Source organism: Corynebacterium sp. KPL2825, assembly GCF_037908445.1.
GTDB classification, from domain to species: domain Bacteria; phylum Actinomycetota; class Actinomycetes; order Mycobacteriales; family Mycobacteriaceae; genus Corynebacterium; species Corynebacterium kefirresidentii.
The window spans coordinates 14,314-25,944 of sequence record NZ_JBBMGI010000011.1; the positions used below are offsets into that span (position 1 = coordinate 14,314).

Consider the following 11,631-nt stretch of genomic DNA (forward strand, 5'->3'; position numbering starts at 1 on the left):
GCAATGAAACGCTACCTTTGGCCACGCTCGCCACTGGCGTGGGTTGTCATTGCCGCCGTCATTTTCTTAGTGCTGGGCACTGTGGTGCCACCGCTATATAACAATCAGACCCGACCCCTCGCCTTCGACCAAAACATCAACACTGTCACTGCACCGTCCGCCGGCGTGTGGATGGATGCGCCCGCTTTTATCGGCAGCGCCAAGGCCACAGGCGATAGCAAGAATCCGCAGTGCCAGGAAAAGAAGGCACCCATCTGGTGCTACCTGCACCATGACCTGCTGACCATCGAGCGCAACACCAGGACCGCTGAGGTGGCAGAAGACGATGCGCTCGCTCACTCTGATTCTTTATCGCGCCTGCTCGCCGGAGAGACTCCGCTCGCCCAAATCACCGAGCACTCCGTGTTGAACCGAGAATCCACCTACCCGGTGGCTGCCCCTAAGGATAAATGGGAATTCCTCCTGCCGGCAGTGGATACGGGCATGGCCCGCACAGATTTCGAGCGAGATGGCATCAACTACTTTTTCCCCTCCGGAACCGAGCAGCGCTCCTATCCCTTTTTCGATCTGGCCTCACAATCCTCCACGGCGGTGGATTTCACCACTACGGAAAAGCTAGATGGTATCCCCACCTATTCCTTCCACCACGATATTCAGCCCATTTCCCTGGCTGATATGCGCAGAAACATCACCACCGAGGCGGTCGATTCCGGTAGCGGCGAAAAGCAGCTGGCCGCTAAGGACTTCCGCATCTCTGGGCCGGCGAAGCGATTCTATGACGAAGACTCGCGCAAGCTCCTCGGCCTAGATCCCACTGACCGGGTCACGGTGGAACCTTTTTATACCGTCGGCCGCGATATCTCCGTGGAACCCACCACCGGCACCATCGTGGATCTGCGGGAAAATATCAAGATTTTCTTCGCTGCCGACGAAAAACAAGCCGGCACCATGGTGGCCAATAACGATACGGAGGATCGCTCCATCTTCGCTGCCGATATGCGCTGGTCCGATGACACTCGCGCGGAGCGCCTCGACGAGGTGCGTCCGGTCATTCGCACCATTCGTGCCTTGATGGTCGTCGGCTGGGCGGGCAAAGCCATCGGCGTCGGCCTATTGCTCTGTGCTGCCTATATGTACATGCGCCGCCACCGTGAAGGCTAAGCGTCTAGTACTCCTCGCCTGGGGCTTCATCCTCGTGACCGCGGTGTGTTGGCCCTTCGCCCTGCCCGGTGAGTTCCTGTGGCGCGATATGGCGCTGCTTGACCATCCGGCGCTTTCCCCTTCGGCTTTCGGCGGCGGCAGTTTGCCTGCCCGCAATGCCCCGCAAGACGGCTTCTTGGCTGTAGTAGGCGGCGCGTGGGCGGCGCGGGTGCTCATTTTTGCCGCCGCGGCGTCCTCCGCGCTCACCGCGGCGCGCTGGGCGCGCTCCACAGCCTCCGCGGTGAGCGCGATGGGGGTGGCGGTGGCCAATCCTTTCGTTATCGAGCGCTTCCTCCAAGGCCAGTGGTCACTTGCTGTGGCCGCGTGGCTGCTCCCGGTCATCGCGTGGGCCGGAAAGCAGCGCAATTGGGTGGCGTGGCTCGCCATGTGGGGCGCTTCACTTACCCCTACGGGTGGGCTCTTTGCCGTGGTGACCGCGGCGGTGACCTGCCGCAAGCGGGTGGCACTTGGCGGCGTGGTCTTGTGCTTGCCGTGGGCCATTCCAGGAATGTTCTATCCCACTGCGCCCGGTGATACCGCTGCGGCGGTGGCTGCGTTTGCCCCGCGAGCGGAAGAGCACGTCGGCACCGGGGGCGCGTTGTTGCGCCTGGGCGGCATCTGGAATGCACAGGCAGCCATCGGGTTCGCGATATGCGGTGTCATCGTGGCGATCATCGCCTTGCTCGGGGCGTGGCGGGTTCCCGTTCGGCTGAGCATACTGGCAGCTATTGGTCTTGGCGGCGCGATGTTTTTCTGGCTGGTTCCCGGCGCGCTGGTGTGGTCCATCGATCACGTACCGGGGGCGGCGCTACTGCGCGATAGCGGAAAGCTGACCATGCTGGCATTGCCGCTTTATGTGGCCTCGCTGGGTGCGCTGCCGAACCTGCCGGCGGCACTAGCCACCGTGGCCGCGGCCGTGCAACTGATTCCGGTTCCGGGGCGGCTAGGGGTGCTCGCGCCGCGGGATACGGGGGTAGATAAGCAGCTGGTGCGCGAGATTGACGGCCGGGTGGCTTTCTTTCCAGAGCGCGCCAACCTTGTAGAGGTGCCTGGCGGTGTGGCGGTAGATCCCTATTCCAAGGCGCTGGCCATGGTGGAATCCGGGGAATTGAGCGTAGACGGGACCGTAGTGGATCAAGCCTCGCCGCAGTATCGGGCGGCGCTGCGTGCGTGGGAAGACCACGATATGAACCGCTTGGAACAGATCGGCGTCGGTGTGGTCGTGGTCGACGGTGTCATAGTCGCGGAAACGGATGCGCCGCGGCCCGAGGTTCCGTGGGCACTTAGCGCGTTGTGGATGGCTTGTCCGCTACTAGCCCTTGCAGCAATTCCGCGAATTGCTCGCCGGTCTTCTCCCACGAGAAGCTAGCGGCAAAATCGCGCGCGTTGGAGCCGAGGGTGCAGCGTAAAGGGGCGTCGGCAAGCAGCTGCTTGGTGGCCGCCACGAAGTCTTCCTCGCGCTCTACCAGGATGCCGGTCTTGCCATTGATGACGCTGTCACGCAGGCCAAACGTATAGCCAACAGTGGGAACCCCATGTTGGGCGGCCTCCATAACTGCCAATCCCCATCCCTCTTTGCGGGAGGGCATAAGCAGGGCATCGGCCCGGGCGAGCAGTGCATGCTTATAGTCCTCGGTCACCTGGCCGCGGAAGCGCACGCGATCGCTGACGCCGTGTTCCTCGGCATAGGCACGCAGGTTAGCCTCCCACCAACCGGAGCCTATGACATCCAGGACCGCGCCCGGGGTCTGCGCCACCGTATCCATGGCATGCTCAATCTGCTTATGCGGCACCAGGCGCGAGAGCGTTACCAAGTGCACGTCGGCCTCTCGTTCCAGGGAAGGCACATGGTCCGGAACCGGGTCCAGACCATTGGCAATGATGTGCGCACCCTTAATTCCCAGTGCCTCTAGATCCTCGCGGGAAGCCTCAGAAACGGTGACATAAGGAGCGCCGCGATACACACGCGGAGCCACCCGGGACTCAAGGAACCAGCCGAGGCGGCCCAGGAGGGGACCTGCCACCGGCCACTGCTCGCGGTGGCAGTGGTGGGTAAGCAGCACCGTCGGTGCTCCAGATACCAAGCGGGCAAAGAAAGGAATGCCGTTTTGGGTATCGATTACCGCATCCACCCCGCGCAGGTCACCCAGCCCCACACGGCCTGCCAGCATCGCCACCCAGGCACGCGGATACACGCCGAACTTGGCGCCACCGCGGCTATAGCGCACGCCGTCGCGCACCTCCCGGCGCGCGGCATTCATGTGCTTGGAGGTGCGAAAAACCACCTCGTGGCCCTGCGCCGCGAGGTATTCGCCCACGCGCTCCAAGTAGCGCTCCGAGCCCCCGCCTTGCGGGTGGGTGGAATCGCGCCAGCATAGTAAAAGAATCTTCATTGTGAGGTATTAGCCTAGTGGGTTATGAGACATACCCGTGAGATGGCCACGCTGCGCCGCTCCTTGCAGCTGTTGCGTTCCTTTCGCTTTGAGCAGACGCACCCCGAGATTTTCTACGGTGGGCTAGCGGAAGATACGGCCGCACTGGTAGATAACCTCGGCCGCGACCTGGGCGTGCAGCTTCCCGGGGCGAGGGTACTCGATGTGGGCGGCGGACCGGGTTATTTTGCGGATGCTTTTGCCCGGCACGGGGCCCACTATGTGGGACTAGAGCCAGATGCCGGCGAAATGTCTGCGGCTGGCATCCACTTGAGCAACTCGGTGCGCGGGGACGGCACCAACCTTCCCTGTGCCGATGACTCTTTTGACGTGGTCTATTCCTCCAACGTGGCTGAGCACATCCCCAATCCTTGGGATATGGGCGAGGAGATGCTGCGCGTGACCCGCCCGGGTGGCCTGACTATCCTGAGCTATACGGTATGGCTCGGCCCCTTTGGCGGCCACGAGACCGGCCTGTGGGAGCACTATGTGGGCGGCGAGTTTGCCCGCGATCGCTACACCCGCCGCCACGGTCACCCGCCCAAGAATGTCTTTGGCACTTCGCTTTTCGACGTCCCCTGTTCCGCCGGCCTCCACTGGGCACAGCGCACCGGCGCGTGCAAACTCGCCTTCCCCCGTTACCACCCTAGCTGGGCTTGGTGGCTAACTCGCGTGCCAGGTGTGCGGGAATTCGCGGTTTCTAACCTGACGTTGGTGCTGCAAAAATAGCACCCAGCAACAGTGCTGTCGCTGGGTGCTATTGAACTTAGAGCTTAAGAGGCGTTCTCTACGCGCTCCTTTAGAGCGTGGAACTGGTCCCACACCTCAGATGGCACTCGGGAGCCTAGGAAGTTGAGGTAGCTGGCGTTATCCTGCATATCGCCTTCCCAGTCCTCCGGGTTGACGGCGAGTGCAGCGCGCACATCCTCGATATCAAAGTCGATGCCCTCGAGGTCGATATCCTCGGCGCGAGCGGTGTGACCTACGACGGTCTCCTCAGCCTCAACATTGCCTTCGATGCGGTCAATGATCCACTTGAGCACTCGGGAGTTCTCGCCGAAGCCCGGCCACAGGAAGCGGCCATCGTCGCCGCGGCGGAACCAGTTAACCAGGAAGATAGACGGCATACGGTCGCCGCCCTTTTCACCCATGTCAATCCAGTGCTGCAGGTAATCGCCGGCGTTGTAGCCAATGAACGGCAGCATAGCCATCGGGTCGTGGCGCAGGGTGCCAACGCTGCCCTCTGCTGCAGCGGTCTGGCCAGAGGCCAGCAGGGCACCAATCATAGTGCCGTGGTTCCAGTCAAAAGCCTGGGTGACCAACGGAACGGTGGTCTTGCGGCGGCCGCCGAAGAGGATGGCATCGATCTTTACGCCCTGCCAGTCGTCATACTCTGGAGCGGCGCTCGGGCACTGGGAAATCGGCACGCAGTAGCGGGAGTTAGGGTGTGCAGCCTTAGTGGACGAAGACGGAGTCCAGTCCTGACCGGTCCAGTCGATGAGGTGCTCTGGTGCCTCCTTGGACATCTCCTCCCACCAGACATCGCCGTCGTCGGTAAGCGCAACGTTGGTGAAAATGGTGTTACCCGGCTCCATGGTCCGCATGGCAATCGGGTTGGAGTCGTAGTTGGTGCCAGGAGCCACGCCGAAGAAGCCGTTTTCCGGATTTACGGCGTAGAGACCGTCTTCGCGCAGGTGTAGCCACGCAATGTCATCGCCGACGACCTCAGCCTTCCAGCCCGGAATGGTTGGGGTAATCATGGCCAGGTTGGTCTTGCCACATGCCGACGGGAAGGCGGCTGCAACGTGGTACTTCTTGCCTTCTGGGTTGGTCAGCTTCAAGATGAGCATGTGCTCGGCCATCCAGCCCTCTTCCTTGGCCATAACGGAAGCGATGCGCAGCGCGTAGCACTTCTTAGCCAGGATGGCGTTGCCGCCGTAGCCAGAACCGTAGGACCAAATTTCCTTAGTTTCAGGGAACTGGGTGATGTACTTGGTGTCATTGCATGGCCATGCCACGTCTTCCTCACCCGGCTCCAGCGGGGCACCCACGGAGTGCAGCGCGTGGACAAAGTTGCCGTCAGCACCAATTTTCTCCAGGGCTTCCGCGCCCATACGGGTCATGATGCGCATGGAGAGTACAACATAGGCGGAGTCAGTCAGCTGCACGCCCAGCTTCGGCTCCGGATCGCTAATCGGGCCCATGCAGAAGGGAACCACGTACATGGTGCGACCCTTCATGGAGCCACGGAAAGCTTCCGTCATCTCTTCCTTCATCGCCGCAGGCGGAGCCCAGTTATTGGTAGGGCCAGCGCCGTCTTCATTCTCGGTACAGATGAAGGTGCGAGATTCCACACGTGCAACGTCGGAAGGGTTGGAACGAGCCAAGTAGGAGTTAGGTCGCTTTTCCTCGTTCAACTTGATAAGCGTGCCTTTTTCCACCAGCTCGCCGGCCAAACGGTCAGCCTCGTCCTGGGAGCCGTCTACAAAGACCACCTGGTCCGGCTGGAAAAGCTCAACATTCTCGCTAATCCAGCCGATAAGCTTTTCATTTTTAGTCGGCAGCTCTCCGACGAGCCCTGGGATAGTGGCGGTCATTAGTAATTCTCCTGAGGGTGGGTGTGAAAATTGGAGCGAAAAGCCCCAACTGTGCCTTCCACCTCAAGATTAACGTGCTCGCCCGAATAATTTGCGCAGAACTTGCTACACCGGTTATATCCACCACGTTAACCAGAACTTCACCAAGCGCATACGAAGGTAATGTGTTAAAAATCGCCTTTTCCACTCCCCCTTTCTGGGGGTTCATTGTCCCACTTTTCCGCCTCGAAACGATCTTCTACCACCCCCAACTGGGCCCACTGGTTATATCCGGGATGTCATCGCCACATGTATCCCTCGGCGCGGCGTATTGCTTGGCGGGGCTAAGCAGGGGAAAATAGGCCGCAATGAATAGCACAGATAATTCTCAAAACACCCGCGCTGGGGAAATGCCCCCTGGCCGCCCGCCACAAACCGACTTCAACGCCGTTTTCCACAACGAGCTTGACTACCCGCGCCTAGGCAACGTCACTTTCCGCCGCGGCACGCTGACCGAAAACCAGCATGAACTTTTTGAAAAGCGCTGGCCGGAGCTCGGACGCGTGCTGGAAGACGAGGTCATTGATCTCGCTTCCTGGTTCGGCCGCAGCGGCGCCAAGACGATCGTGGAAATCGGTTCCGGTACCGGCACCTCCACCGCTGCCATGGCACCGAAAGAAGCCGATACCAACATCATCGCCGTCGAGCTCTACAAACCAGGCCTTGCCAAGCTGCTCGGCCAGATTGAGCGTGAGGGTATCGAAAATATCCGCATGATCCGCGGCGATGGCATCGAAGTCTTGATGCGCATGTTTGAACCGGAATCCCTCGACGGAATCCGCGTCTTCTTCCCGGATCCGTGGCCAAAGGCGCGCCATCACAAGCGCCGCATTATTCAGTCGGGCACCCTCAATCTTTTTGCCTCCCGGTTAAAGAAGGGCGGTGTGCTGCACGTCGCTACCGACCACGCCGGGTATGCCGAGTGGATCGATGAACTAGTTGAAGTAGAACCAAGCCTGGATTACAAGGGCTGGCCATGGCCGGAGTGCCCGCAGCTGGTAGATCGTCAGGTCATCACCAAGTTTGAGGGCAAGGGCCTAGATAAAGAACATGTGATTACGGAGTATCTCTGGGAGAAGAAATAAATGAGCACCTATCTGCTTGTCTGGGATGCACCCAATATGGACATGGGCCTAGGCTCCCTGCTGGGCGGTCGGCCTACCGCCGCACACCGCCCGCGCTTCGACGCCATCGGTCGCTGGCTGGTACATCTTGCTCAAGACGTTGATGCTGAACCGCGCGCCGATGTCTTTACTAATGTGACCCCCGGCGGCGCAGATGTCATTCGCCCATGGGTAGAAGCCATCCGCAACGTGGGTTTCGGTGTTTTTGCCAAGCCCAAGATCCACGAAGACGATGACGTAGATCCGGATATGCTCGACCACATCGACAATCTTCGTGCGGATCTGGCCGGTGTCATTGTCGCCTCCGCCGATGGCCAAAACTTCCAAGAGCCTTTGGAGGAACTCATCGCCGCGGGGATTCCGGTTACGGTCCTGGGATTCCACGAGCACGCCGCTTGGGCCGTCGGCCACGCGGATATCAATTTTGTGGATCTAGAAGACATCGAGGGCGTATTCCGCGAACCGCTACCGCGCGTGAATCTGGATAACCTGCCCGAGGGTGGTGCATGGCTGCAGCCATTCCGTCCCTTGGCGGCCCTGCTTAATAACCGCTAGGAGGCTGCCCCAATGTTTGAGAAATGGGGACGTTTTTCCTATGCGCACCGCCGGCTTATCCCCGCCATCGTTGTCGCTGCCATCCTTGCGCTCTTCGTGGGCTTTGGCCTGCAGCTTGAAGACCGCATGAGCCAAGAGGGCTGGGAGGATCCCAATGCGGCGTCGACAAGCGCGGCCCAGATCGAGGAGGAAACATTTGGCCGCGATAACTCCGGCGATGTCATCTTGCTCTTCCACTCCCCCGATGAGAACTTCGACGCCGCCAAGCAGCACTTGGCGCAGCTGAAAGCAGAGTATCCCGAGCAGATTGATTCGGTGACCAGCTACTTCGATACGAAGAACCCCAACCTGGTCAATGACGATCACTCCCTAGCTTTCGCCGCCATCGGTCTTAAAGGCGATGATGAGCAAACACTCAAGGATTTCCGCACCATCCAAGGCGCGCTTACGGATACCTCCGCCCCAGTGGAAATCGCGGGCGCTACCGCAGTTGCTGATGCCCTAGATAATGGCATGTCCCACGATATCTCCCGCGCCGAAAAGGCGGCGCTTCCTTTGGTGGGCATCCTCCTGCTGGTGGTTTTTGGCTCCGTCGTTGCGGCCTGCATGCCGCTTATCGTCGGTGGCCTCTCCATCCTGGGGTCTTTGGGAATCCTGTCCATCTTGGCGGGATTTTCCCAGGTCAATGTCTTTGCTCAGGCCATTGTCACGCTGCTGGGCCTCGGCCTAGCCATCGATTACGGTCTCTTTATGGTCTCGCGCTTCCGCGAAGAGCTGGATAAGGGTCGCTCCACCGAGGAGGCCGTTGCTACCACCACCGCGACTGCCGGCCAAACGGTGGTTTTCTCGGCAGCCATGGTCGCCGTCGCACTTTCGGGGCTCTTCCTCTTCCCGCAAGCCTTCCTGAAGTCCGTGGCTTATGGCTCCATTTCCGCCGTGGGTCTAGCAGCGCTGCTTTCGGTCACCGTCCTGCCCTCAATTTTTGGCATGCTCGGCCCCAAGATCGATACCTGGTCTGTGCGCCGCACCTCTCGGACGGCGCGCACCATCGAAGACACCTGGTGGTACAAGCTGCCGCTTTGGGCAATGCGCCATGCCCGCGGGTTGACCATCGCCGTGTGCGGCCTGCTTATCGCACTTACCCTGCCCATCATGAGTATCACCTTCGGCGGCATCAACGAGTCTTACTTACCGCCCAACCAGGAAACCCGTGTGGCGCAGGATAGGTTCAATGAGGAATTCCCTACCTTCCGCACGGAGCCGGTAAAGCTCGTCGTGGAAAATGCGTCTAACCAGCAGCTGGTCGACGTCGTCATGCAAGTCCGTGGCCTCAATGGCCTCACCGAGCCCATGGCGCCGACAACAGCCACCAAGGACGGCACGACAGTTCTTTCCGCCGGCATTAAAGACCGCGATGATTACGCGAAGATTGTCCACGAACTGGAACAAGTAAAGGCACCCGAGGGCGTGAACCTGTACGTGGGAGGCACGCCTGCCATGGAAGTGGAATCCCTTGATGCGCTCTTCCATAAGCTGCCGTGGATGGCACTCTACGTGGTGCTGGCCACGTTCCTGCTCATGGCGTTGGTCTTCGGTTCCTTCGTGCTCCCGCTCAAGGCAATCGTGATGACGCTTTTGACCTTGGGGGCAACGCTGGGCATTTTGACCCTGATGTTCGTCGCTGGCCTTGGCTCGGGCGCCCTCAACTTCACCCCTGGCCCGCTCATGAGCCCCATCTTGGTTCTTATCATCGCCATTGTTTACGGCCTGTCCACCGACTATGAGGTCTTCTTGGTCTCCCGCATGGTGGAGGCGCGACGGCGTGGTTCCACCACCGATGAGGCCATTGCGGCCGGCACCGCGCATACGGGTGGGATCATCACTGCGGCGGCGCTCATCATGATTGTGGTCTGTGGCGCTTTCGGCTTCTCCGATATCGTGATGATGAAATACATCGCTTATGGCATGATTTTTGCCCTGCTTATCGATGCCACCATTGTCCGCATGCTCCTTGTCCCCGCTGTCATGCACCTGCTGCGCGAAGATAACTGGTGGGCACCTAGCTGGCTGCGCCACGCCACCACTGCTCTGACTGGTGGCGCTAGACACCGCGGCAAGACTGTTCCCTTCTCTGAGCTCAAACAACGCCTCGAAGGAGATAAATAAGTGAAGAACTGGCTGCGGCTTATCGCCTCGCTCATCGTCCTGTTTATCCTGATTTATGTCTTCCGCGATGAGTTGGACTTCCTGCGCGAAGGCTTCTCGCGGCTGTCTCATTCTGACCCGGCTGCGGTAGCACTGGTGGTCATCGCCTCAATCGTGGCAGTCCTTGCCATGGGCGAGGTTATGCGCCTGCTCATTCGCGCCGGCGGCGTACATGTGCCAGCCTCAGAAACGGCCGCCCTCACGCTGGCGGCTAATGCTTGGTCTACCACGCTTCCAGCGGGCCCGGCCTTTTCCGCCATCCTCACCTTCTACGTGCAGCGCACGTGGGGTGCTTCCGTCATGCTCTGTGGGTGGTTCTTCGTGCTGTCTTCGGCCATTTCCACCATGTGGCTCGTACTCATCGGCTTGGGCGGCGTGCTCTTCCTCAATGCTGACATGGCATTGTGGTCCCTCATTGGCACCCTGGTGCTCATGCTGGCGCTTTCCGGCGGCCTTTTCTGGCTGACCAATCACCCAGACACCATCATTCGCTGGCTCAACCGCCAGAAGCTCGTTAAGGGCTCCAAGCGCGAAGCCATCGTGGACCAGGTAAAGAATCTAGAAGAGGTTCACCTCACCCGCCGCCAATTCGCTTGGGTTTCCTTTTACTCCCTAGCCAACCGCCTCATCGATATGGTCTCGCTGTGGGGCTGCGTGTGGGCCGTAACCGGCCACCTCCCTGCCCTGCACGCGGGTGAGGACACAACGACTATGGCCGGCGTAGCACTGGCGTATCTTACCGCCAAGCTGGCCGGCTCCGCCCAGGTCACGCCCGCCGGCCTAGGCACGGTAGAGGCCGCCATTATCGCTACCCTGGTTGCCACCGGTATGACCGCGGTGGATGCAACCGGCGCGGCAATCATCTATCGGCTGATTTCCTTTGCCCTTATCACCATCATTGGCTGGGTAATCTACTTCTGGCACTATGCTCGCAAGGGCATTACTTACGCCGCCTTGAATCGAAAGGAAAACGCATGAGAATCGCCCCCGTCATCGATATCATCGCCTTGATGCTCTTTGCTGTGGCCGCCCGTCTCGCCCACGGCGGACTAAGTTTTTCCACCTGGGTTGATGCCTTCTGGCCATGGGCCATCGGCGCGCTCATCGGCTGGGCTATCATCCTGGCCGCCAAGGTGCAGGGCAAGTGGAAGGAAGGCGGCGTCGTCTGGCTAAGCACCATCGTGGGCGGCATGGCCCTGTGGATGCTGGTCAATGGCCGGCTACCGCACTGGAGCTTCCTCATCGTGGCAACCGTCATGTCCGCGCTATTCTTCTTCGGCTGGCGGCTTTTCGCCCGCAAATAAAAATAAGGAGGGTTGAACCCTCCTTATTTTTTACTCGTTTTACTTGGAGCTTACCGGTACGCCTGCTTGATTGAGGATATCGGCTACGAAACCAATGATCTCGCTGATGAGATCCACAGCGCTAGATAGAATCATAAATAACTCCTTGACTAGGATTGGGACTTTATATTCCTAT

At 59.9% G+C, this 11,631-nt stretch carries 10 protein-coding genes; 8 read left to right on the forward strand and 2 right to left on the reverse strand.

The window, feature by feature from the left end:
* Nucleotides 1-3 precede the first annotated feature (3 nt).
* Both WMQ00_RS09315 and WMQ00_RS09320 read left to right on the forward strand, forming a co-directional pair.
* Complete coding sequence (locus WMQ00_RS09315; RefSeq protein ID WP_340440974.1) at nucleotides 4-1,161, forward strand: DUF3068 domain-containing protein; 1,158 nt, start codon at nucleotides 4-6, stop codon at nucleotides 1,159-1,161.
* Nucleotides 1,151-2,569 carry a hypothetical protein gene (locus WMQ00_RS09320; RefSeq protein WP_340440975.1) on the forward strand — a complete coding sequence of 473 codons (1,419 nt, stop codon included), beginning with the start codon at nucleotides 1,151-1,153 and terminating at the stop codon, nucleotides 2,567-2,569. Before WMQ00_RS09315 ends, WMQ00_RS09320 begins: the two co-directional genes overlap by 11 nt.
* Here WMQ00_RS09320 and WMQ00_RS09325 read toward each other — a convergent pair.
* Nucleotides 2,484-3,593, reverse strand: coding sequence for a glycosyltransferase family 4 protein (locus tag WMQ00_RS09325; RefSeq protein ID WP_340440976.1), 1,110 nt, complete (start codon nucleotides 3,591-3,593; stop codon nucleotides 2,484-2,486). The genes WMQ00_RS09320 and WMQ00_RS09325 overlap by 86 nt on opposite strands.
* A gap of 24 nt (nucleotides 3,594-3,617) precedes the next feature.
* On the opposite strand from WMQ00_RS09325, the gene WMQ00_RS09330 reads away from it, so the two are divergent.
* Nucleotides 3,618-4,361 (forward strand): class I SAM-dependent methyltransferase, encoded by a 744-nt coding sequence (locus tag WMQ00_RS09330; protein ID WP_316360493.1) that lies wholly within the window; start codon nucleotides 3,618-3,620, stop codon nucleotides 4,359-4,361.
* 44 nt (nucleotides 4,362-4,405) lie between these two features.
* On the opposite strand, the gene WMQ00_RS09335 is transcribed toward WMQ00_RS09330, so the two are convergent.
* Nucleotides 4,406-6,229 (reverse strand): phosphoenolpyruvate carboxykinase (GTP), encoded by a 1,824-nt coding sequence (locus WMQ00_RS09335; protein ID WP_316360492.1) that lies wholly within the window; start codon nucleotides 6,227-6,229, stop codon nucleotides 4,406-4,408.
* 347 nt (nucleotides 6,230-6,576) lie between these two features.
* Between WMQ00_RS09335 and trmB the strand changes: the two genes are divergently transcribed.
* The 5 genes from trmB to WMQ00_RS09360 are packed head-to-tail and all read left to right on the forward strand — an operon-like array spanning nucleotide 6,577 to nucleotide 11,456.
* Nucleotides 6,577-7,353 (forward strand): tRNA (guanosine(46)-N7)-methyltransferase TrmB, encoded by a 777-nt coding sequence (trmB, locus tag WMQ00_RS09340; RefSeq protein WP_259825190.1) that lies wholly within the window; start codon nucleotides 6,577-6,579, stop codon nucleotides 7,351-7,353.
* Nucleotides 7,354-7,947 carry an NYN domain-containing protein gene (locus WMQ00_RS09345; RefSeq protein ID WP_023020053.1) on the forward strand — a complete coding sequence of 198 codons (594 nt, stop codon included), beginning with the start codon at nucleotides 7,354-7,356 and terminating at the stop codon, nucleotides 7,945-7,947.
* Nucleotides 7,948-7,959: 12 nt separating this feature from the next.
* Complete coding sequence (locus WMQ00_RS09350; RefSeq protein ID WP_316360491.1) at nucleotides 7,960-10,113, forward strand: MMPL family transporter; 2,154 nt, start codon at nucleotides 7,960-7,962, stop codon at nucleotides 10,111-10,113.
* Nucleotides 10,114-11,130, forward strand: a complete 1,017-nt coding sequence (locus WMQ00_RS09355) for a lysylphosphatidylglycerol synthase transmembrane domain-containing protein (protein WP_316360490.1) — start codon at nucleotides 10,114-10,116, stop codon at nucleotides 11,128-11,130.
* Complete coding sequence (locus WMQ00_RS09360; protein WP_239208205.1) at nucleotides 11,127-11,456, forward strand: DUF3054 domain-containing protein; 330 nt, start codon at nucleotides 11,127-11,129, stop codon at nucleotides 11,454-11,456. The genes WMQ00_RS09355 and WMQ00_RS09360 overlap by 4 nt, the downstream gene beginning before the upstream one ends.
* The last annotated feature ends 175 nt before the right edge of the window (nucleotides 11,457-11,631 follow it).

What these genes read in the sequence shown, in the direction of transcription:
- trmB (WP_259825190.1), top strand. Translation starts at nt 6,577, where the DNA reads ATGAATAGCACAGATAATTCTCAAAACACCCGCGCTGGGGAAATGCCC.
- WMQ00_RS09330 (WP_316360493.1), top strand. Translation starts at nt 3,618, where the DNA reads ATGAGACATACCCGTGAGATGGCCACGCTGCGCCGCTCCTTGCAGCTG.
- WMQ00_RS09315 (WP_340440974.1), top strand. Translation starts at nt 4, where the DNA reads ATGAAACGCTACCTTTGGCCACGCTCGCCACTGGCGTGGGTTGTCATT.
- WMQ00_RS09335 (WP_316360492.1), bottom strand. Translation starts at nt 6,229, where the DNA reads ATGACCGCCACTATCCCAGGGCTCGTCGGAGAGCTGCCGACTAAAAAT.
- WMQ00_RS09350 (WP_316360491.1), top strand. Translation starts at nt 7,960, where the DNA reads ATGTTTGAGAAATGGGGACGTTTTTCCTATGCGCACCGCCGGCTTATC.
- WMQ00_RS09325 (WP_340440976.1), bottom strand. Translation starts at nt 3,593, where the DNA reads ATGAAGATTCTTTTACTATGCTGGCGCGATTCCACCCACCCGCAAGGC.
- WMQ00_RS09345 (WP_023020053.1), top strand. Translation starts at nt 7,354, where the DNA reads ATGAGCACCTATCTGCTTGTCTGGGATGCACCCAATATGGACATGGGC.
- WMQ00_RS09360 (WP_239208205.1), top strand. Translation starts at nt 11,127, where the DNA reads ATGAGAATCGCCCCCGTCATCGATATCATCGCCTTGATGCTCTTTGCT.